The sequence below is a fragment of the Neorhizobium descurainiae genome (assembly GCF_051400715.1).
Classification (GTDB): Bacteria; Pseudomonadota; Alphaproteobacteria; order Rhizobiales; family Rhizobiaceae; genus Neorhizobium.
In genome coordinates, this window is the sequence record NZ_JBLFFK010000012.1 from 13,753 (window position 1) to 34,882 (window position 21,130).

Annotated in this window: 17 protein-coding genes; all 17 read right to left on the reverse strand. The window is 65.5% G+C overall.

From position 1 onward, the window contains the following. Positions 1-89: 89 nt before the first annotated feature. Complete coding sequence (locus ACMGE0_RS19695; protein ID WP_436817578.1) at positions 90-3,041, reverse strand: bifunctional [glutamine synthetase] adenylyltransferase/[glutamine synthetase]-adenylyl-L-tyrosine phosphorylase; 2,952 nt, start codon at positions 3,039-3,041, stop codon at positions 90-92. Between the two features lie 33 nt (positions 3,042-3,074). After that, entirely contained in the window at positions 3,075-4,466 is a 1,392-nt protein-coding gene (locus ACMGE0_RS19700) for a sensor histidine kinase (RefSeq protein WP_436817758.1), read from the reverse strand. Between the two features lie 87 nt (positions 4,467-4,553). Further along, the gene (locus ACMGE0_RS19705; RefSeq protein ID WP_436817579.1) at positions 4,554-5,312 is read right to left on the reverse strand and encodes a response regulator transcription factor; all 759 of its coding nucleotides are present in this window, start codon (positions 5,310-5,312) and stop codon (positions 4,554-4,556) included. A 74-nt stretch (positions 5,313-5,386) separates the two neighbouring features. Continuing rightward, a complete protein-coding gene (locus ACMGE0_RS19710) occupies positions 5,387-6,964 on the reverse strand; it encodes a Do family serine endopeptidase (RefSeq protein ID WP_436817580.1) in 1,578 nt (525 codons plus the stop codon). A 150-nt stretch (positions 6,965-7,114) separates the two neighbouring features. After that, the gene (locus ACMGE0_RS19715) at positions 7,115-7,552 is read right to left on the reverse strand and encodes a cytochrome c-type biogenesis protein (protein ID WP_436817759.1); all 438 of its coding nucleotides are present in this window, start codon (positions 7,550-7,552) and stop codon (positions 7,115-7,117) included. A 182-nt stretch (positions 7,553-7,734) separates the two neighbouring features. Beyond that, complete coding sequence (locus ACMGE0_RS19720) at positions 7,735-9,723, reverse strand: heme lyase CcmF/NrfE family subunit (RefSeq protein WP_436817581.1); 1,989 nt, start codon at positions 9,721-9,723, stop codon at positions 7,735-7,737. Further along, entirely contained in the window at positions 9,720-10,220 is a 501-nt protein-coding gene (gene ccmE, locus ACMGE0_RS19725; protein ID WP_436817582.1) for a cytochrome c maturation protein CcmE, read from the reverse strand. Before ccmE ends, ACMGE0_RS19720 begins: the two co-directional genes overlap by 4 nt. Then, positions 10,217-11,353 (reverse strand): c-type cytochrome biogenesis protein CcmI, encoded by a 1,137-nt coding sequence (gene ccmI / locus ACMGE0_RS19730; RefSeq protein ID WP_436817583.1) that lies wholly within the window; start codon positions 11,351-11,353, stop codon positions 10,217-10,219. The genes ccmE and ccmI overlap by 4 nt, the downstream gene beginning before the upstream one ends. 149 nt (positions 11,354-11,502) lie before the next feature. After that, positions 11,503-11,937 (reverse strand): RT0821/Lpp0805 family surface protein, encoded by a 435-nt coding sequence (locus tag ACMGE0_RS19735; protein WP_436817584.1) that lies wholly within the window; start codon positions 11,935-11,937, stop codon positions 11,503-11,505. 271 nt (positions 11,938-12,208) lie between these two features. Next, positions 12,209-13,633 carry an ATP-binding protein gene (locus tag ACMGE0_RS19740; protein WP_436817585.1) on the reverse strand — a complete coding sequence of 475 codons (1,425 nt, stop codon included), beginning with the start codon at positions 13,631-13,633 and terminating at the stop codon, positions 12,209-12,211. Further along, positions 13,623-14,294, reverse strand: coding sequence for a response regulator transcription factor (locus ACMGE0_RS19745; protein WP_436817586.1), 672 nt, complete (start codon positions 14,292-14,294; stop codon positions 13,623-13,625). The genes ACMGE0_RS19740 and ACMGE0_RS19745 overlap by 11 nt, the downstream gene beginning before the upstream one ends. A gap of 54 nt (positions 14,295-14,348) precedes the next feature. Next, positions 14,349-14,615, reverse strand: coding sequence for a hypothetical protein (locus tag ACMGE0_RS19750; RefSeq protein WP_436817587.1), 267 nt, complete (start codon positions 14,613-14,615; stop codon positions 14,349-14,351). 116 nt (positions 14,616-14,731) lie between these two features. Further along, on the reverse strand, positions 14,732-14,944 hold the full coding sequence (locus ACMGE0_RS19755; protein WP_436817588.1) for a hypothetical protein: 213 nt from the start codon (positions 14,942-14,944) through the stop codon (positions 14,732-14,734). Between the two features lie 18 nt (positions 14,945-14,962). Then, positions 14,963-18,763, reverse strand: a complete 3,801-nt coding sequence (locus ACMGE0_RS19760; RefSeq protein WP_436817589.1) for a baseplate multidomain protein megatron — start codon at positions 18,761-18,763, stop codon at positions 14,963-14,965. A 400-nt stretch (positions 18,764-19,163) separates the two neighbouring features. Then, complete coding sequence (locus ACMGE0_RS19765; RefSeq protein ID WP_436817590.1) at positions 19,164-19,604, reverse strand: NlpC/P60 family protein; 441 nt, start codon at positions 19,602-19,604, stop codon at positions 19,164-19,166. Next, on the reverse strand, positions 19,601-20,476 hold the full coding sequence (locus ACMGE0_RS19770) for a phage/gene transfer agent baseplate hub protein (protein WP_436817591.1): 876 nt from the start codon (positions 20,474-20,476) through the stop codon (positions 19,601-19,603). The genes ACMGE0_RS19765 and ACMGE0_RS19770 overlap by 4 nt, the downstream gene beginning before the upstream one ends. Next, entirely contained in the window at positions 20,473-21,111 is a 639-nt protein-coding gene (locus ACMGE0_RS19775; protein WP_436817592.1) for a phage distal tail protein, Rcc01695 family, read from the reverse strand. Before ACMGE0_RS19775 ends, ACMGE0_RS19770 begins: the two co-directional genes overlap by 4 nt. Positions 21,112-21,130 lie beyond the last annotated feature (19 nt).

Consider the following 21,130-nt stretch of genomic DNA (forward strand, 5'->3'; position numbering starts at 1 on the left):
TAGGGGAAGACGGCGCGGCATAGGTCCTTCTCCCTGCGTGCGGGGAGAAGGTGCCGGCAGGCGGATGAGGGGCAAATCCCATGCCTCGATCAAGCCCCCACCGTCTTCCCGAAAACCTCCCGCACCGCCTTCGACAGCCGCTTCACCTCCCCTTCCAGCGTCCTGATATCCGGGCAGTCGCCGGCCCGGCAAACACGCTCAAGGAGACCCGCGGGCGCATCTTCCGGTTCGAACGGACCGTCGACGCAAAGCCTTATGATCTGGGAGAGTTCGGTGAACAGACGCAGCGCTTCAAGGCAGGTGTCGAGGTCGCCGGGTCGCATCAGCCTTTCGCCAAGCGTCTTCAGGGCTTCGGCAGTCGAGAAGCCATAGGCATCCGAAACGCCCCCCTTGGCCGGAGCGATGAGGCGCAGATACTGGGCGACGAATTCGATGTCGATCAGCCCGCCCGGGATGAGCTTGAAATCCCAGATGTCGCGCGGCGGCTTTTCCTTTTCGATCAGTTCGCGCATCTCGGCGACGTCCCTGGCGATCCTGCCGACGTCCCGCCTCGCCGACAGCACCTCGCCGATCACGTCCCTCGCCTCGTTCACAAGGCTCTCGTCGCCGCAGACCAGCCGGGCGCGGGTCAGCGCCATGTGCTCCCAGGTCCAGGCTTCCTCGCGCTGATATTTGCGAAAAGCGTTGATGCGGGTCGCGACCGGGCCTTTGTTGCCCGAGGGCCGCAAGCGAAGGTCGACCTCGAAGATCACTCCCTCGGCCATGGGCGCAGACAGCGCGGCGATCAGCCTTTGCGTGATGCGGGTGAAATAGCGGGTGGAATCGATGGGCTTCGGCCCCTCGCTTTCCATCGCTTCGCTATCGTAGTCGTAGAGGAGGATGAGATCGACGTCGGAGCCGGCGGTCAGTTCGAAACTGCCGAGCTTGCCCATGCCCATCACCGCCACGCGGCCGCCTGGATAGGTGCCATGGGCGGCCCGGATCTCCTCCATCACCGCCTTCAGCGCCGCCTCGATCAAGAGGTCGGCGAGATGGGTGAAGGCGCGCGCCGCCTCGACGCCGGAGATCGCGCCGGTCAGCAGACCGATGCCGATCAGGAAGCGCTGCTCGGCGGCGAAGATGCGCAGGCGGTCGAGCAGTTCCTCGTAAGCCCTTGCGCCGCCCATGAATGTGGAAAGGCGATGGGAGAGATAGTCGCGGGTGGGCAATTCGGCCATCAGGCCGGGGTCCAGCATGCCATCGAAGACATGCGGCTTGGAGGCGACGATATCGGCAAGCCGCGGCGCCGACGACATGATCGTCACGATCAGCGCCAGAAGCGCCGGGTTGTTGCCGATCAGCGAGAAGAGCTGGATGCCCGCCGGCAGGCCTTTCAAAAAATGGTCGAAACGCAGCAACGCCTCGTCGGCGCGCTTGCTTTCGCCGAAGGCCTGGAGCAGCGCCGGCATGAGTTCGGTCAGCCGCTCGCGCGCCTCGACCGATTGCGTCGCGCGGTAGCGGCCGTAATGCCAGGTGCGGATGACGCGGGAGATATCCGCCGGCCGCTCGAAACCGAGTGCCGCCAGTGTTTTCAGCGTACCCGGATCGTCCCCCTGGCCGGTGAAGACGAGGTTGCCGTCGCCGCCGGAAAGCTTCACCTCCTGCTCGAAGAGCCGCGCATAACGCCTTTCGACAGTGCGCAGGACATCCTCCAGCTTTTCGGAAAAACTTGGCGCATCGGCAAAGCCCAGCATGAAGGCGATGCGCTTCAGCTCGGCATCGGTCTCCGGCAGGTTATGGCTCTGCTCGTCGTGCACCATCTGGATGCGGTGCTCGACGTCGCGCAGGAACCAGTAGCATTCGGTGAGTTCGGCGGCGATCTCCGGCGTGATCCATTTCGCCTCGGCGAGCGCTTTCAGGGCGGTCTCCGTCTCGCGGGCGCGCAACGGCGGCATCCGGCCACCAGCGATCAGCTGCTGCGTCTGGGCGAAGAACTCGATTTCGCGGATGCCGCCGCGGCCGAGCTTCACGTCATGGCCCTTCACCGCGATCGCACCGTGGCCCTTGTGCACATGGATCTGCCGCTTTATCGAATGGATGTCGGCGATCGCCGCATAGTCGAGATATTTGCGGAAGACGAAGGGGGTCAGCAGGCGCATGAAATTCTCGCCGGCCGCGATGTCGCCGGCGATCGGCCGCGCCTTGATGAAGGCGGCGCGCTCCCAGTTCTGCCCCCTGCCTTCGTAATAGATCAGCGCCGCATCGAGCGAGACGGCGAGCGGCGTCGAGCCGGGATCCGGACGCAGCCTCAGATCGGTGCGGAAGACATAACCGTCGGCGGTGCGCTCCTGCAGGATGCGGATCAGCCGCCGCATCATCCGGCCGAACATTTCGGAGGCATCCAGCGGATCGGTCAGGACGCCCGCTTCCGGATCGAAGAAGACGACGATGTCGATGTCGGAGGAATAGTTGAGCTCGCGGCCGCCGAGCTTGCCCATGCCGAGCACGATCAGACCCGACCCCTTGCTGGGCTCGGCGGCATCCACGAGCTTCAGCTTGCCGCTCTCGTGCGCCGCAAGCAGCAGGTGGTCGACCGTTGCCGCCACGGAAGCCTCGGCGATCGCGCTCAGCCAGCGCGTCGTGTCCCTGGCGGTGAAGATGCGGGCAAGGTCGGCCAGCGCGACGAGAAAGCTCAGGCCTCTTTTCGCGGCCCGGAGCGCCGTCATCACTTCGTTTTCGGAGGGCGTCCTGCCGTCCTTCGGCCGCCAGGCGTTGCGGGCCGTCCCGATCAGCCGTTCCAATGCCGGTTCCAGAGGCTCGCCGATCGCCGTTGTCAGAAGCGAGGGGGAGACCGCCGCGGTATCGCGCAGGTAGGGCGAGAGGGTGAAGGCCGCGACGATGAAATCCTTGAGCGGGCTGTCGCCGGCGAGCAGCCTGGCGACCGTCGGTTCGGCCTTGCCGATATCCTTCAGAACGGCCGTCGCCGCCTTCGCTTCCGTCTGGTTCAGCGGCCGGATCACCTCCGCCTTCACCGCATCGAGCCGGCTCAGTCTTTCCGACACCACGTCCTCCTCGAATCGTCCTCCATTTCCCACTTAGGGCTTCGGCGCGGGAAAGACCATGGTGACGGTAAGGCCGGGCGCCTCCTTGTTGTCCTGACGGGTGGCGGAAAGCTCCAGCGAACCGCCATGCAGTTCCATCACCGCCTCGACCAACGACAAGCCCAGGCCAGTACCCGGCTTGGAGCGGCTTTCGTCCAGCCGCACGAACCGCTTGACCACCTCGTTGCGCTTGTCGGCCGGAATACCGGGACCGTTGTCGCAGACCGACAGCCGGATGGCGCCATCGGTTTTCGCAAGCTTCACGCCGATCTTCGGCTCGCCCTTGCCTTCCGCGGCGTATTTGATCGCATTGTCGAGCAGATTGAAGATCGCCTGGCCGATGAGCTCCCGGTTGCCGTGCACCGCCAGCCCCGGCTCCAGATCGGTCGCAAGCGAAAGCCCCGCCTCTTCCGCCACCGGCTCGTAAAGCTCGGCGCTGTCGGCGGAGATCGCCGAAAGATCGATGTCGGACATTTCCGCCGCGATCGAGCCCGCTTCGACGCGCGAGATCATCAATAGCGCATTGAAGGTGCGGATGAGTTGGTCGGATTCGCCGATAATGCCTTCGAGCGCCCCGCGCCGCACGTCCTCGCGACCCTCGGCGAGCGCGTCGGCGGCCTTGTTGCGCAGCCGCGTCAGCGGCGTCTTCAGGTCGTGGGCGATGTTGTCGGAGACCTGTTTGAGGCCCTCGTTCAGCTTCTCGATGCGTCCCAGCATGGCGTTCAGCGAATCCGAAAGCCGGTCGAACTCGTCGCCGGATTTCCCAACCGGCAGGCGCTGGGAAAGGTCGCCGGCCATGATCTTCTGGCTCGCCGCCGACATGCGGTCGATACGTTTCAGGGCGTTGCGGCCGATGCCGAACCAGATGACCAGCGCCCCGACCCCCATGATGGTCAGGGCGACCATGAGCGCCCGCCGCACGAGGCCGCGGAACCGGCCGGGATCGCCGAGATCGCGCCCGACCATGACCCGCAAGCCGTTGTCGAGAAGCACCACATTGGCAAGCGCCAAATGCCGGCGCGGGCCATCCACTTCCGAATAGGGTTCATAGGTAAAAGGAAAAGGGGTCCAGCCCTGCTCGTCGAGCACGCCCGGCTGCACCGAAGCGACATTGCCGGCCAGCATCTCGCCGTTCGGTCCGGCGATCACATAGAGATTGGCGCCCGGCTGGCGTGCGCGCCGCTCCATCATCCTGAGCAGAAGATTGACGCCGCCCCTCTCATAGGCCCGCTGGATGTCCAGCACTTCCTCCTGCAGCGTCTGGCGCGTCTGCTGGGCGAGCAGCCGCTCGGACATCGCCGTCACGTAGAAGACGAGGAAAGCGGCGCAAAGCGCGAAAAGCAGGATGTAAAGCGCCGACAGCCGCACGGCCGTCGAACGGAACATCAGGCGGGCGCGTGCCAGCAGCGGAGCTCTCGGGCTGCGCAAGCGCCGCCGGCGGAAGGGAAACTTCAGGCGTGGGCGTTCAAGCAATTACCCTTCGTCCTTGATCATGTAGCCGGCGCCGCGGATGGTCTTGAGCAGCGGCTTGTCGAAGTCCTTCTCGATCTTCGAGCGCAGCCGCGAGACATGCACGTCGATGACGTTGGTCTGCGGGTCGAAATGATAGTCCCAGACGTTTTCGAGCAGCATGGTGCGGGTCACCACCTGGCCGGCATTCTTCATCAGGTATTCGAGCAGGCGGAATTCGCGCGGCTGTAGGAGCACTTCCTTGCCGGCGCGCCGCACTTCATGGGAAAGCCGGTCGAGTTCCAGGTCGCCGACGCGGTAGACCATGTCCTGTTCCGGCGCGCCCTTGCGGCGGCCGAGCACTTCGACGCGGGCGAGCAGTTCGGAAAAGGCATAGGGCTTCGGCAGATAGTCGTCGCCGCCGGCGCGTAGGCCCGTCACGCGGTCGTCCACCTGGCCGAGCGCCGAGAGGATGAGAACCGGCGTGTTGACGCCGCGCTTCCTGAGCTCGCTGATGACGGAAAGGCCGTCGCGGCGCGGCAGCATGCGGTCGATGACCATCACGTCGTAGGAATTCTCCGTGCCCATGAAGAGACCGCTTTCGCCATCGCTTGCATGATCGACCACGATCCCGGCCTCGCGAAAGGCCTTGGTCATGTAGGCTGCGGCTTCGAGGTCGTCTTCGATCACCAGAATCTTCATGTGCGGAACAATAGCGTCACCGCCCGTTTTTGCATCATGGGATTCGTCGGTTTCGGCAGAATAACGGATATCCATCACCATCTCTCACTCTCCCCTCGTGAAAAGGGCGCCGGCCGTTGCCGGCGGCGCCCTCAACCACTTGGCGGCCCGAAGGATCAGCCTTCGTCGATCGGCAGGGCAACGAAGCGGCTGTTGCCGCCGGATTCGACCTGGAAGAGCGCGCGGGTGCGGCCGTCCTTGCGGGCCTGGTCGATCACGTTGCCGACATCGGCAGCACTCGCGACCTTGCGGTTATTGACCGAGACGATCTTTTCGCCGCTCTTCAAGCCGCGGGCAGCAGCCTCGCTGTCCGGATCGACGTCCGTCACGGAGAGACCGGAACCGTCCTCGGCCGGGGCGACCGTGATGCCGAGGCTGGCGAGCGCCTTTTCGCTGGAGGGAGCCGGTGCGTCCGGCTGCTCGGGCGCGGCCTGGGCAGCCTCGTCGCTCTGGAGGTTGCCGAGGGTGACCGGGATCGTCTCGGCCTTGCCGTCGCGCCACAGGTCGACGTCGACCTTGGTGTTCGGGCCGAAGGCGGCGACGCGCTTGGCGAGGTCGCGGGCATCCTTAATCGGCTGGCCGTTGACGGCGGTGATGACGTCGCCTTCCTTGATGCCGGCCTTCTGGCCGGGCGAGCCTTCCTGAGGAGCGACGACGAGGGCGCCGGCGGCTTCCTTGAGGCCGAGCGAGTCGGCGATGTCCTGGTTGACCGGCTGGATCTGCACGCCGAGCCAGCCGCGTTCGACCTTGCCGTCCTTCATGAGGTCGGCGACGACATCCCGCGCCGTGGAGGCGGGGATCGCGAAAGCGATGCCGACGTTACCGCCCGATGGCGAGAAGATCGCGGTGTTGATGCCGACCACTTCGCCCGAGAGGTTGAAGGTCGGGCCACCCGAATTGCCGCGGTTCACGGCCGCATCGACCTGGATGTAGTCGTCATAGGGGCCGGAGCCGATGTCGCGGCCGCGGGCCGAAATGATGCCGGCCGTTACCGTGCCACCGAGGCCGAACGGGTTGCCGACCGCGACGACCCAGTCGCCGACGCGAACCTTGCTGTCATCCGCGAAGTTGACATAGGTGAACTTGCGGCTGGTGGCGTCGACCTTCAGCACGGCGAGGTCGGTGCGGCTGTCCCTGCCGACCAGCTTGGCTTCGAGCTCGGTGCCGTCATTCAGCACGACCGTATAGGCCGAGCCGTCGGAAACGACGTGATTGTTGGTGACGAGATAACCGTCTTCGGAAATGAAGAAGCCGGAACCTTGCGCGGACGGGCGCAGGCGGTGCGGGCGGTTGCCGTTGTCCCGGTCACGCGGGCCGTTTCGATCGGCGCGGTCCTGGTTGCGGTCGCCCGGGCCGCCCGGCATCTCACCGCCGAATTCGCGGAAGAAGCGCTTCAGCGGGTGGTCGTCGGGAAGCTGGTCGAAGCCGCGGCCTCCGAAATTGAAGGAGAAATTGCCGCTGTCATCGGAGGCGACCTGGGCGTCCGATTGGACGCGGACGGAAACGACGGCGGGGGAAACGGCGGAGACGACATCGGCAAAGCTCGGGGCCTGCGGCGCGGTGACGCTGACCGGAGCGGCGAAGGACTGCATGACCTCAGCCGGGATGCCGCTCGACAGCATGACCGCGGCAAGACCAGCAACCGTGGTCGTCTGCAAGACGGTCTTCAGGGAGGGACGTCCAATATTGCGCATCTTTAAAGCTACCTTCTTCTCTTCAGTCATTTGTTGGCCGGAGGTCCGGCGGGCGGTGGATGACAAGAGATATAGGCGGCAACACGTTAACTGCACGTGGCGGGCGAATGAAATCTTCGTAATGTTCGGCTGACGCGAAAAAGCCGGTCGCTACTTCTTCAGAAGCTCCTCGATACGAGCCTGTTCCTCGGCCGTCAGCGCCGCTACCGCCCGCCCGCTCGGCCGGGTGCGGATGAAGACGAAAATCGCAATGGCGCCAATGACAAGCAGCAGGACCGGCGTCGCCCAGAGAATCACCGTCCTGGCGCTGAAACGCGGCTTCAAAAGCACGAATTCGCCGTAGCGCGACACCACGTAGTCGATGACCTGTTGGTCCGTATCGCCGTTCGTCAGCCGTTCGCGCACCAGCACGCGGAGATCCCGGGCGAGCTCCGCATTGGAATCGTCGATCGACTGGTTCTGGCAGACCATGCAGCGCAATTGCGCCGAAAGGTTGCGGGCGCGCTGTTCGAGGACCGGGTTGGAGAGCACCTCGTCCGGATTGACGGCAAGCGCCGGGAGGGGAGTGAGGAATGAAAGAAAAAGCAGAAAAGCGAGAAAAAGTCCCCCTCTGGCCTGCCGGCCATCTCCCCCACAAGGGGGGAGAAAGCCCGTGGCACGGCCTTGTCCAGACAGAAACGGATGAGCAGGGCAGCCAAGCCCCTCCCCCTTGTGGGGAGGGGTTGGGGAGGGGTTTATGAGACGAAGTGTTGATGAGGAATTTGCCGCCATCACTCCGCCGCCTCCAGCACCGGCCTTGCAGGCTTGGCCTTCCGGCTCGGCGCCCCGACCCGCAAACGTCGGTCCGACAGCGAAACGAAGCCGCCCACCATCATGATCAGCGCGCCGCCCCAGATGCAGAGGATGAACGGCTTCCACCAGACGCGCACGACGATGCCGCCGCCTTCCATCGGATCGCCGAGCGAGACGTAGAGCTGGCTCAAGCCGAAGGTGAGGATGCCGGCTTCCGTCGTCGGCATGCGCCGCGCCGTATAAAGCCGCTTCGACGACCAGACGTCGGCGACCGCAACCCCGCCGCGGCTCGCCGTGAAGTGCCCGCGCTCCTCGGTATAGTTCGGCCCGACCGCCTCGCGCATGCCGTCGAAGGTCAGCGAATAGCCGCCCGCGTCCACCGAAGCGCCGGGCTTCATCTCGACCACCGTCTCGGTGCCGAAGGTCGTCGCCGCAAAAATCCCGAGCACCGTCACGCCGAGGCCGAAATGGGCGATCGCCGTGCCGAACACGGAACGCGGCAGACCGGCGAGCCGCTTCAAACCCACCGAAAAGCCCACTTTGGAGAAATTGCCGCGATACCAGAGGTCGGCGAGCGCGCCGGCCATGCCCCAGAAGCCGAGCGCCAGCCCGAAGATCGCCAGAACCGGGCCGCCGTGCTGGACATAGTAGAAGGCAAGGCCCGCAAACAGCGCCAGGGCTGCGAATACATAGAGACGCTGCAGCGCGCCGAGCAGATCACCCCGCTTCCAGGCGAGCATCGGCCCGAACGGCACGGCGACCAGAAGCGGCAGCATCAGAAGCCCGAAAGTCATGTTGAAGAAGGGCGCGCCGACCGAAATCTTCTCGCCGGTCAACGTTTCGAGGATCAGCGGATAGAGCGTGCCGGTCAGCACCGTCGCGGTCGCCACCGTCAGGATCAGGTTGTTCAGCACCAGCGCGCCCTCGCGCGAGATCGGCGCGAACAGCCCGCCCGCCTTCAGCATCGGCGCCCGCCATGCAAACAGCGCGAAAGCGCCGCCGATGAAGACGCCCAGGATGCAGAGGATGAAGATGCCGCGCGCCGGGTCGGTCGCGAAGGAATGCACCGAAGTCAGCACGCCGGAGCGGACCAGGAAGGTGCCGAGCAGCGACAGCGAGAAGGTCATGATCGCGAGCAGCACGGTCCAGATCTTCAGCGCCTCGCGTTTTTCCATCACCAGCGCGGAATGCAGCAGCGCGGTGCCGGCAAGCCAGGGCATGAAGGAAGCATTCTCGACCGGGTCCCAGAACCACCAGCCGCCCCAGCCGAGCTCGTAATAGGCCCAGTACGAGCCCATGGCGATGCCTGCCGTCAGGAAGGTCCAGGCGGCAAGCGTCCAGGGCCGCACCCAGCGCGCCCAGGCCGCATCGATGCGGCCTTCCATCAGCGCTGCGACCGCGAACGAGAAGCAGACCGAGAAGCCGACATAGCCGAGATAGAGCAGCGGCGGGTGGATCGCTAGCCCGAGATCCTGCAGGATCGGGTTCAGGTCCTGCCCTTCGGCGGGAGCCGGATCGAGACGCAGGAAGGGATTGGAGCTTAAGAGGATGAACAGCAGGAAAGCCGTCGAGATCCAGGCCTGCACGGCCAGCACATTGGCGCGCAGCGTATCGGGCAGGTTCCGGCCGAAGACGGCCACGAGCGCGCTGAAGAAGGCGAGGATCAGCAGCCAGAGCAGCATGGAGCCTTCGTGATTGCCCCAGACGCCGGAATATTTGTAGATCAGCGGCATCAGCGAATGGGAATTCTCCCAGACGTTCGCGACCGAAAAGTCCGAGACCACATAGGCCCAGGTGAGCACGCCGAAGGAAAAGGCGACGAGCGCGAACATGGTCAAAGAACCGGTCGTGCCCAGCGCCATCATAGCGGCATCGCCACGCCGCGCGCCGATCACCGGCAGGACCGAAACGATCAGGGCGGTGGCGAGCGCCAGCACGAGCGCGTAATGGCCGATCTCGATGATCATTGCGTCGCCACTCCTTCTGCCTTGGACGAAGCGCCCTCGGAGGTCTTTCTGTCAGGCGCCTTGCCGTCGTTCCACACGCCCTGCTCCTTCAACCGGTCGGCGACTTCCTTCGGCATGTAGTTCTCGTCATGCTTGGCGAGCACGCTGTCGGCCACGAATTCATGGCTGGCCGCGTCGAAGGCGCCTTCCGTCACCACGCCCTGCCCCTCGCGGAAGAGGTCGGGCAGGATGCCGGTATAGGTCACCGGCACGTTGCCGCTGCCATCGGTCACGGTAAAGCTCACCGTCGAACCCTGGCCGCGCTTGACGGAGCCCTCCGCCACCAGTCCGCCGAGCCTGATGCGCGTGCCCGGCTTGATGTCGGCCGTGGCGATATCGGCCGGCATGAAGAAATAGGCCACCGACTGGCTGAAGGCGAACATCACGAGCAGCACCGCGACGATGATGAAGCTCATGCCGCCGGCGATCACCGCAAGCCGTTTCTGTTTGCGCGTCATTGGGCAGTCCCTTCCACGGCGATACCGATCTCGTTGGCAAGCGCCACCAGCTCGCCGGAGGACGGGAACTGCTTCAGGCCGCTCTTCAGCGCCTCCTCGGCCTTCGCCCTGTCGCCGAGCACGGAATAGGAACGCACCAGCCTCAGCCAGCCTTCGAGATTGTCCGGGTCCTCCTTCAGGCGCGCCGCGAGGCTGTCGACCATGCCGCGGACCATCGCCTGCCGATCGTCCTGCGACATGTTTTCGGCAGCGGCGATATCCTGCTGGCTCGGGCTGCCGGGCGCCTGCGCCGTGTCCCGTTCGGGCGCGGCGCTGCCGCCGTTCTTGGCGATATGCTGGTTGACGAGCTGCATCCATGGGGCGTCCGGCGGGGAATCCTTGGCTATCTCCTCGAACACCGTCCGAGCCTCCGCTACCCTGCCCGCCTGTTCCAGCCCGAGCCCGACATAGAAGCGCGGACGCGGATTGTCCGGATCGAGCCTCACCGCCTCCTCGAAGGCGGAGCGCGCATCCTCGGTGACGATCCCGTCGTTCGACGCCACCAGCGTCTCGCCGAGGCCCGCGAGCCGCATCGCGTTCGGCCCCAGGAGACGGATCGCGTTGCGGTAGGCCATCTCGGCGTCGCCTAGGCGCATGGAGCGGAAATAAATCGGCGCCAGCAGATCCCAGCCGGCACCGTCATTGGGATTCTGCGCCAGATGCCGCTCGGCCTTGGCGACGAGCAGCGCGATATTGTTGCCGGGATTTTCGAGCCGCGCTTCGAGCGGCTGGTCGGGGATGCCGGGGCTTCCCAGCATCACGTAGAGACAGAGCCCGACAGCCGACGGAACGAGCGTCACGACGGCGGTGGCAAGCGCATATCTGCGTGTCCTGGGAGCGGCCTGTTGCCCGCCCTCACCGGCACCCGCCGCGGCGATGAGCCGCCGGCCGATCTCGGCACGGGCATACTCGGCCTCCTGCGGCTCGATAAGGCCCTGGGCGCGGTCCCGCTCCAGTTCCTTCAGCTGGTCGCGATAGACTTCGACTTCACCGGCGCGATCTGCGGGCGCGGATTTGGCGCCGCGGGCGAAGGGCATGATGAGGACTGCCGCAACGGCCGCCGTCAGAACTGCGAAGACGATCCATAAAACCATAGGGTCCCATACTGCAACCACCCGCTCTTTCCAACCGCGGAGCCGGTGTTGACGCGAATTTGAGGCGTTTCGCCGCAAGCTCGTCCTGGATATGGGCCTCGCCCGTGCCTGCGGCCATGGCCCAGGTCAAACCGCCGCAGAGGTCGATATCACGTCAGCGGCGTCCAGGTTCCGTCGGAATTGCGGCAGGCCGCGCCGCGCGCCGTCGCTTCCTTGCCGTCCACCGTCACCGTGTGGCGGTACTGGCGGCAGTTCTGCGTTCCGACCTGGTAAGGCGCGTTGACCACCACCTCGCCGTTCGCGTCATTACCCTTCCAGGGAATCGTCTGACCGCTGGCGGTCGTCTCCAGGGCCCGGTATTCCGCCTCCAGCGCGCGCGAACGGTCGCTCCCCGAGAGCGTGGCGCCGGTGCGACCGACAATGCCGCCCTGCAGCGCAGAAATATAGGAAGCGGATGCCGAAGGCTTTGGCGAAAGCAAGCCCCGCGCCCCGGCCGTCCGGGTGTTGGAAGACGTGCCGCAGCCGGCGAGCAGGCCTGCAGCGACAAGCAATGAAACGACATTTCGGAAGCTCAAGGATCGCATCGTGTCAGAAACTGGCTCTCGGGTCGGTTTTCGTTCGGGCATCCCTGCCGGGACAGCCTTTGTACCGGCATAGCATCTTTATCACGGGGTAACACGCACATCCGGGTGATCTTCCAGCCCTCCCAATGCATTAGTACACGTTAACGTCATTTTCCTCGCCGGCAAAGATATAGCAGGCGATCCATCCGTCCATGCCCCTGCGACCGGGATTGGTGAAATGTTGTCCGCCAGCCACACCCGCCGGGACCTGGACCTGCTGGACTTGCCGGTGTCAGGCCGCATCTTTCGTCACTCCGGGCAAGAGAAGCTGCGCCTTCAGGCCGCCGCGGGTCCCGCGCGTCAGCTCGACCGTGCCCTGATATTCGCCAGTGATCTCGCGCACGATCGAAAGCCCCAGGCCAGCGCCCGGCTTGCTCTCGTCGAGCCGCGTGCCGCGCTTCATCGCCTCGCGGATCTGATCCGGCTCGAGCCCCGGCCCGTCATCCTCGACCACCATTTCCACCCAACTGCGCCGTGCGTGTTCACTTTCGACCGTTTGAGGTCCCGATGTCGGCATGGCGGTGATCCAGACGCCCGTCTTGCAGAAGCGGGCGGCATTTTCCAGCAGGTTGCCGATCGTCTCCTCGACATCCTGCTGTTCCATGGCGAGCGCCACGCCGGGCGGCAAGACGGAGAGATGGAACTCCTTTTCCGGATTGAGCCGGCGCATGACGCGCACCAGCCTTTCCAGCACCGGCTCGACATCCGTGCGGGCGAGCAGGGATTCGCGCTGAGCGGCGATGCGCGCGCGGTTCAGATAGGATTGTACCTGCGCCTGCATGGCTTCCGCCTGCGACCGGACGAGATCGGACTGCACCTTGTCGAGCATGCGCGATTCGTTGAGCAGGACCGCGATCGGCGTCTTCAGCGAATGCGCCAGATTGCCGACCTGCATGCGCGCCCGCTCGACGATGCGGCGGTTGCTTTCGATCAGCGCGTTGATGTCGTTGGCGAGCGGCATGACCTCGCGCGGGAACTCGCCTTCCAGCCGTTCCACCTCACCTCTGCGCACCCTTTCGAGCGCGCGGCGGGCGCCGTCGAGCGGCTGCAATCCGTAGAGGATGGCAAGGCCGTTCACCACCAGGCTGCCGAAGCCGAAGACGGCAAGCGCGATATAGAGGCTGCGGGAAAAGGCGCGGATGTCGTCCTCCACCACAGCCAGATTGCCCGAGACGCGGAAGCGCGCCGCGCGGCCTTCGCCGTCGAGCACGACTTCGGTCTCCGCGACGAGAACGTGGTTCCCGAAGGCATCGGTGACAGGATAGAAGCGCTCGTAGCGGTTGTTGAAGGGCACCGCCAGGATCGACGGCACGCTGATGTTCGAAGTGCCGAGCGACGAGGAGGACAGCGGCCTTGCCGCGAACGTGCCGAGCGGCTCGATGATCCAGTACCAGCCCGTTTCCGGCTGCGAGAAGCGCAGGTCGCCGAGTTGCGGACTGCCGGAGAGCTGGTTGTCGTCGCCGATCGTGATCGAGTTGATGACGTTGTAGAGCTGGGCGCGCAGGAGATCGGTGAAGGCCCGTTCCGCCGATTGCCGGTAGAGCTGCGAAATGACGATCGAGATCACCACCAGCGCCAGCGCCGACCACGCGGTTGCCAGAAGCAGCACCCTGGCTGTCAGCGACCTCGGTCCGATGGGGCGAAACCTAACGCGCATCTGTTGGCGCTTGCATCCTGTAGCCGAGGCCGCGGACCGTTTCGATGAGGTCGACGCCGAGCTTCTTGCGAAGCCGGCCCACGAAAACCTCGATCGTATTGGAATCGCGGTCGAAATCCTGGTCATACATATGCTCCACAAGCTCGGTGCGGGAAACGACCTGGCCCATATGGTGCATCAGGTAGGAGAGCAGACGGAATTCGTGCGAGGTGAGCTTCAGCGTCACGCCGTCGACGCTCGCCTTGGAGGCCTTGGTGTCGAGCCGGACCGGGCCGCAGACGATTTCCGAGGAGGAATGCCCGGCCGCCCGGCGGATCAGCGCGCGCACCCGCGCGAGCACTTCCTCCACATGGAAGGGTTTCGCCACGTAATCGTCGGCGCCGGCGTCGATGCCCGCCACCTTGTCGCTCCAGCGGTCGCGAGCGGTCAGCATCAGCACGGGAATGCCCTTGCCCTCGGCGCGCCATTTCTCCACGACGGTGATGCCGTCCATCACAGGCAGGCCTATATCGAGGATCACCGCGTCATAGGGCTCGGTATCGCCGAGGTAATGGCCTTCCTCGCCATCGAAAGCCTGATCGACCACGTAGCCGGCCTCCTTCAAGGCATCGGCAAGCTGCCGGTTGAGATTGACGTCGTCTTCGACCACCAGAATGCGCATGAACCGTCCCTCGAATGATATGCCGGCAGATTAAGAGTAGCCGCCGGACACCGCTTACATCGGAACCCTTACGGTTACCTTGCGCGGTCTTTCGCTGCCGCTGCCCTGGACGAGCACCGTCACGACACAGGTCTGGCCATCGGAGGAAGGCTGGGCGGAAAGAAGCTGGCCGCCGGTTTCCCGCACCACCCTGGACGCTGCCGAGCCGCAGTCGCCTGCGACGAGGATGAGATAATCACGCGCGGAGGCCTTTTCCGGCTGCAGGCCGGCAAAACCGGCTATGCCGGCGGCCAAAATCGCGATGATCGGCAATCGCGCCATGGTTACACTTTCCACTCACGAGACAACAGGATTCATGTCCAAAGCATGTGATGGATTATGTAGCCAAAGGCGGCTGAATGGCAAATGAATGGTCGGTAATGCTGCCGTTCACAAGCCTATTTTCCCCCGATTCCCGACTGGGCCGCGATCCGCCCGTAGATTGCAAGAAGCCCGCCCGCAACGCCCGCCAGCGTCACCGCGATATCCGCGAGATCGGCCTGCACATCCTGGCCGAGTTCGATTCCCGCCATCTGCAAAAGCGATGCGCCGACCGCGATCAGCGCGCCCCAGACCGTTTTCGACTGATACCACGCCTTCGTTCCGTCCATGTTCGTCTCCTTTTCGACCTAGAATGTCATGACCGTTTCGGCCGGAATGCCGAGCGGCACCGCGCGGCCCATCTGCCGGATGCGCAACGAAAGGTTCGGCTGCGGCGCGCCGAAATCCGCGATCTCGTCGGTTGCCGGATAAAGGAAGGCCGGCTCCGCCACCTCGATCGTGCGCTTGACCGTCTCTCCGTCGAGAAGCTCGACACGGTAACGCTCTTCCGGCTCGTCGAGCGGAATGTCCGCGCCGTCCCAGCCGTCCGCCTCCACCCTGCCCCGCCTGATCCAGGTGAACCGCACGTCCCCCGTCGGCTGACGCTCGCCCTTGATATGCACCGGCGAAAGCGGCATCTCCGCGCGCAGTCCGGCCGCCAACCCATGCGGGCCGGAGCGCCCGCCGCCCTGCCCCAGGCTCTCCGCCAGCCAGTTCAATGCGAGGCCGCGCTCTTCCGCCGAAAGCCCCAAAGGCACCACCGCCTCGTCGAGCACCACGACCGAAGCCCCGATGACGGCACCCGCAAGCATCGCATCCTCGGTGCCCGCCAGACCGCGCAACAGGTTCGTGAGCCGCCAGCGGTTGGGGCTGACCTCCTCGGCATCTGCAAAGCCGATCACCTCCCAGACGCCGTTTTCCGCCATCACTGCGACGCGGTTCTCGCCGTTCAGCACGGCCCGCTCGTCCGCCGACGACAATCCGCCGAAGAAGAGTTCGACGTCCAACGCACCGGCCCTGTCGAAACGCCCAGTCAAACCGGCCGCCAACGAAGCCGTCAGAACGCCCACCCTCGCCGGCCGGTCGAGCGCGGCGCGCACCCGGTACCCTTCCGTTCCGGCCGAGGACGACAGTGCCATGCGCCGCCACGGCCGGCAGAAGCCGGCGACCCGCGCGAAGCCCGTGGCCTCGCCCGATGAAAACCGCGGCAGGTCGAGGAAGTGCAGGACCGGCGCAAAGGCATCCGAAACCGTGCCGCCGCTCATCCTACGCCCGGGTTCGCCCGCATGGTTCGCCGGCGCGAGCGGCGCATGATGGCGCGCCTCGATCCGCCGCGTCGCGCCTTCCTCGATCCGGTCGATGATGAAAATCCCCTCGGGACCCTTCGCATCCGGCAAGGCCAGCCGCACCGCATCGCCCGGCTCGACGGTGATATCCGCAGGCGACAGCGCGAAGCCGAGCGTTCGCCGGCCGATCCGTTGGGTACGCAGCAGCGTCTCGACCGCCCCGAGAGCGGTTTCCCCCGGCAGCACCGCCGGAAGGTCGTAGCTCAGCGTCCGCCGGCTCTCCGCCCGCGCCTTGCGCGATCGCACGCTCCCCTGTTCGTAATCCAGGACCGGGTTGTACGACGTCAGCACCGCCTCGGCCGCAAAATCGCTGTCGTGGCCGCGGTTTTCCGACCAGAGCGGCTCGCCGTCGATGTCTGCAATCACCGAAATCTCCCTCGGCGCGAGGCTGGCCTTCAGCCGCGACCGGAAGCGCAATCTTCCGCCATCTTCCGCGACGTCCACCTGAAATACCTCCAGCATCGGCTCCAGCAGCGCACGCGCCGACGTCACCTCGCCCTGGACATAACCGGTCAGGTCGCCGCTCACCCCCGAGACGTCGAAATCCTCGAAACCGTGCTCGGTCAGGATCGCCCCGATCGCATCCGCGAGCGTCGTGCCGCCGAGCCGCCCGTTCAGCCAGTGGCCGGCGCGCCAGTTGCCGCCGTCGCTCCAGATCGAAAGGTCGTCGGGGAATGCCGGCATCGGTCGCGCGTCCCAGGTCCAGACGAAAATGTGGTCCGGATCGACCATGCCCGTCGGCGCGCCCTCACCCTGCCACCAGCCGTGGTGCGCCTCCAGAAACCGCCGCTGCATGCTGTCCGACCGCCCGCCGCTCGAAAAGTAGGGCGCGGCGCTTTCCGCCGATTTCGGGTCGATGAAGACGTTCGGCTGATTGGCCCCCTTGTCCACCGCCGGGCAGCCGAGTTCGGTGAACCAGATCGGCTTCATGCCGGGCAGCCAGGCCGTGGGCGTCGGTCTCTCCGACCCACCTACCCGGTCGTAGTGCCGGTTAGACCACCAGCCGGAGAGGTCCTTGGTGCGGAACACCCACGGCTTTCCCGCCAGTCCGTCGGTGATCGGCGAGCGCAGGCGGTTCTCCCGGTCCGCCTCGCTCGCGTAATACCAGTCGAAGCCCTCGCCCGAATTTATCTGCGCCGCCATGGCCTCGACGTCTTCCGCCGAGCGGAACCCGTCCGGATTGTCCGCCGCAAGATCCCCGTCCCGCCAGTCGGCGAGCGGCATGTAGTTGTCGATGCCGACCGCATCGATATCCGGCGAAGCCCAGAGCGGATCGAGATGGAAGAATACCTCGCCCGAACCGTCCTGCGGATGGTAGCCGGAATATTCGCTCCAGTCGGCGCCGTAGGTCAGCTTCGTCTCCGGCCCGACGGTCGCCCGCACGTCCGCTGCAAGCCCCATCAGTTCCTGCACGAAAGGAAACGCGCTCGTTTCATCCCGCAATTGCGTCAGGCCGCGCAGTTCCGAGCCGATGATGAAACCGTCGACGCCGCCTGCGGTCTCCGCCAGACCCGCATAGTGCAGCACCATCCGGCGATAGCCTTCCGCGCCGTTCGAAAACGCCTCGACCTGCACCCGCGCCGCTGCCGTCCTGTCCGCAGTTCCCGGCCGTCCCGGCCCCGGAAACGAGGTGATCCGGCCGCGCCAGGGAAAGGCCGCCTGCTCCGCCCCGCCATACGGGTCGGGCAAACCGTTGCCCGGCGGGATATCCATCATGACGAAAGGATAGAGATAGACCTGTAGCCCACGCGCCTTGAGATCGGCGATCGCTTGGCTGACGCTCGCGTCGCTCGGCGTGCCGCCGAAGGCGGGTCCGCCTTCCTGGCTCACCAGACGCGCATCTGCACGCGATATTCCGGCCACCGACCATTCGGTGCTCTCGTCCTGCCGCGCCGCCACTTCCACGCCCGGCACGATCCGGCAGTGTCCCGCCCGCAGGTCGGTCCCGAACCACGACACCACCAGCGCCACCCGTTCGAGGTTCGGGCATAGCGCCTGCAACTCGTCGAGCGAGGCCTGCCAGTCCGTCCCGGCCACCAGTGTATTGCGGTTGAGGATGCGCGCGCTCCCCTCGCCCGTCTTCTCGGTCACCGGCACCGTCGCATACCCGTGCTCGGTCGCGCCGGGAATGATCGTCACCGCACGGATCCGCCGCTCCAGATCGCCCACCGGCCGCAGTACCTCGAACTGCAGCAGCGGAATGCGGTTGCCGAAGCTGTCGAGCGGCAGCCGTTCGAACACGGCATAAGCCAGACCGCGATAGGCCGGCGCATTGCCCTCGCCCTGTTTCGCCTCGATCAGCGGATCGGGCAACTGCTCCTCGTCGCCGCGATAGACGCGCATCTCGATCGCCGCCAGGTCGAGCTCGCGGCCGTCCGCCCAGACGCGACGCACGCCGGCGATCGGTCCCTCGCAAAGCCCCACCGCGAGATTGGCAAAATACCGGAAGGTCTCGACCCGCGGCCCGGTTGCCTTGCCGCCGGAGCGCTCTCGCGTCACCTCTTCCTCGAAGCGCGTCGCCCAGATCAGCGTGCCGCCGATCCGCGCGGTGCCGTAGACGCGGCTGATCGCGGTCCCCTCGTCGGCACCCGGAATGCGTGCGGTCGCGAGCCTCGCGCCGGAGACAGTCGTTCCGCCGCCGATCAGTGCCCGGTCGACCATGCTCCCGGCCAGCGCGCCTGCCGCCCGGCCGATGATCGCGCCCACAGGACCGAACACGCCGCCGAGCGCCGCGCCCGCCGCCTGGAAGAGAAGAGTGGCCATAGATAACAACCTCCTGCATCTCAATAGGGCGAAATTGCTACTGTTCGCCCTCTATGATTGCATGTTAGGCTTATGTCGGTTGAGGATTAGAAGCAGAATGCGCCGTGCCAGCCGGCGCGTCGGCGAAGGTGGGCTCCGCCGACGTGGGCAGATGCCTTAGTTCTCAATCCTGGAGGTGATGCGATGAGGCTTCTGCCGATTGGCATTACGCTTAGCTTGCGGATAACCCGGACGGGCTGGTCTATAGCCGTCCGGGTCAATTTCATAAGATAAGCAAAAGATGGGCGAGGTAGCCGCCTCGCTCATCACTCCATCAATATAAATCATATCTTCGCGAATGCAACTTTTGATGAATGCAATCTTAGATTGTTATTTCTATTTTTGATTTCATAAAGTTGCATCAATCATTCTTTTCCGGAAACCGGTGCACCGCCGCAATCCTGCGCCGCCACGAAGGCACCAGCGCCGAGCGTGTCACGGCCGACTGCTCATAGGCATGGATGAAGTGCCGCGGCCCGGCAAGAATGCCGGCGTGCTTGGCGGCGCAATCCGGCCGCCAGCGGAACAGCAGGAGATCGCCCGGCTCCGCCTCGCCCGCCGGTACCGCCTCCCCGAACAGCCGCCGCGCCGCATCCATCAACCGGTCCTCACCGCTCCGTTCGGCCCAGTCCGGCGCATAGGCCGGCACCGCCTCGGGCTCCTCACCGTAAAGCTCGCGCCAGATGCCGCGGATCAGGCCGATGCAATCGCAGCCGATCCCCTTCGCCGCCCCCTGATGCCGGTAAGCTGTGCCGATCCAGCCCTCCGCCAGCGCCACCACCCTGTCACCCATCCCGCTCATCCGAAGATCGGGCCGCCGTCATGGAGCCGTTCCCCATCCGCATAGGAATAGGCGAAGTCCGCCCCCGGCACATGGGGGAAGCCGCGAAAATTAAGCTGGTTTCCAAAGCGCGCCTTGCAGGTCGAAAAGGTCTTGTCACAGCCCGCCGTCACGGTGAACGTCTCGCCTATCGCGACCGGCTCCTCCAGCGGCAGCCAGAACGTCAGCTCCGCCGTGCCGTCCGGCTTCCGCTCGTGCGTCTCGATATCCACCGTCGCCCCGCCGGAGAAGGTCAGCGCGCCCTGCCGGAAGAATCCGCCTTCGAAGCCGCCGAGCCCCGATACGACGATCCGGCTCGCATCCTTCACGGCAACGACCGCCCCATGGCCGCGCCAGGCCGCCAGATTCACGCCGCAGCGCGCATCCCCCAGAACCGCATCGCAACGGCGGCCGTAAACCCGCCCCTGCGGCTGGTTCAGCCGGTGCGCCAGGCTCCGCAGCTCCGCCCTGAACTGCCCGCCGGCGCGAGAAACCTCGCCGATCTCGCGCACGTTCAGCAGCATGTGCTCTCCCGGCACGGCCCAATTGACGAGGAACAGTTCGACCCGTGCCCCGTCATACCACCCTGCCGCCAGATCGTCCTTGCGGATCGCCGCGCTCGAAAATCCGCCCGCCACCTCGTCGGCGCCGGCGGAAAGCCCCGCCGAGGCTTCCGCCTCGCTCGCGGAAAATCCGCCCGCCGCCAGAAAGGTCGTGCCGCCGAAAACGAGATCGCGGTCGTGTTCGGTAAAACCGAGCACCGTCCCGTCGCGCCGCGTCACCCGCCAGCAATGGCAGGTCGTCGTCGCCTCCTGTTTTAAGTGCGCGGCGAGCGCCGCGGGCATCGTCTTCATGCCAGTATCTCCGTCAACGGAATGGTCGGGATGCGCCCGGCGTCGAAATGCGCCAGGTTGACGTCGATCCGGTCGGTATCGAAGCGCACCGGCACGTCGAATTCGAAGCCCGCGCGCACGATCGCTCCGGTCCCCGGAACGTGCCCGCTGGAGAAGGTCACGATCCCCGTCGCCATGTCGACCGAAAACGAGCCGGCCTGCTTCGCCACCCCGTCCACCGACGCGGCAACCGTCCCGGCCACAGGCTTGGCGATCCGCCGCACCCAGCTTCCGCCGCTATCCGCATAGGTCTTCACAAGCTGGAACGCCGCAGCCGCGCCGTCTCCCGTGCCGATCACCTGGTCGGTGGCCGACACCGTCTCGCCGGGCGCGCAGGACTTCCAGTCGAGCGGATCGCGGAAGCGGAAGCCATAGAGCTGCCCGCCCCGCGCCTCGAAGAATTCCAGCACCGCATAGAGGTCGGCAAGCGATTTCACGCCCGATCCGGCATCGTAGCTACGGCGGGAATCCCGCCAGCGCTGGTTCCTCTGCTCGCGCCCGTTGGAAAGATTGACGATGTCCGTGCGCCTGACGGGTCCGCCGGTGGCGCCGAGCGCCAGCCGCAGCGGAAACCGCACTTCGTGAAAACCGCTCATCGTTTCACCTTAAAGTCCG

Coding starts and splice junctions, on each gene's coding strand:
- ACMGE0_RS19750 (WP_436817587.1), bottom strand. CDS start 14,615: ATGGCGCGATTGCCGATCATCGCGATTTTGGCCGCCGGCATAGCCGGT.
- ACMGE0_RS19755 (WP_436817588.1), bottom strand. CDS start 14,944: ATGGACGGAACGAAGGCGTGGTATCAGTCGAAAACGGTCTGGGGCGCG.
- ACMGE0_RS19740 (WP_436817585.1), bottom strand. CDS start 13,633: ATGCGCGTTAGGTTTCGCCCCATCGGACCGAGGTCGCTGACAGCCAGG.
- ACMGE0_RS19705 (WP_436817579.1), bottom strand. CDS start 5,312: ATGGTGATGGATATCCGTTATTCTGCCGAAACCGACGAATCCCATGAT.
- ccmI (WP_436817583.1), bottom strand. CDS start 11,353: ATGGTTTTATGGATCGTCTTCGCAGTTCTGACGGCGGCCGTTGCGGCA.
- ACMGE0_RS19735 (WP_436817584.1), bottom strand. CDS start 11,937: ATGCGATCCTTGAGCTTCCGAAATGTCGTTTCATTGCTTGTCGCTGCA.
- ACMGE0_RS19745 (WP_436817586.1), bottom strand. CDS start 14,294: ATGCGCATTCTGGTGGTCGAAGACGACGTCAATCTCAACCGGCAGCTT.
- ACMGE0_RS19700 (WP_436817758.1), bottom strand. CDS start 4,466: ATGTTCCGTTCGACGGCCGTGCGGCTGTCGGCGCTTTACATCCTGCTT.
- ccmE (WP_436817582.1), bottom strand. CDS start 10,220: ATGACGCGCAAACAGAAACGGCTTGCGGTGATCGCCGGCGGCATGAGC.
- ACMGE0_RS19775 (WP_436817592.1), bottom strand. CDS start 21,111: ATGAGCGGTTTTCACGAAGTGCGGTTTCCGCTGCGGCTGGCGCTCGGC.
- ACMGE0_RS19710 (WP_436817580.1), bottom strand. CDS start 6,964: ATGCGCAATATTGGACGTCCCTCCCTGAAGACCGTCTTGCAGACGACC.
- ACMGE0_RS19770 (WP_436817591.1), bottom strand. CDS start 20,476: ATGAAGACGATGCCCGCGGCGCTCGCCGCGCACTTAAAACAGGAGGCG.
- ACMGE0_RS19720 (WP_436817581.1), bottom strand. CDS start 9,723: ATGATCATCGAGATCGGCCATTACGCGCTCGTGCTGGCGCTCGCCACC.
- ACMGE0_RS19765 (WP_436817590.1), bottom strand. CDS start 19,604: ATGAGCGGGATGGGTGACAGGGTGGTGGCGCTGGCGGAGGGCTGGATC.
- ACMGE0_RS19760 (WP_436817589.1), bottom strand. CDS start 18,763: ATGGCCACTCTTCTCTTCCAGGCGGCGGGCGCGGCGCTCGGCGGCGTG.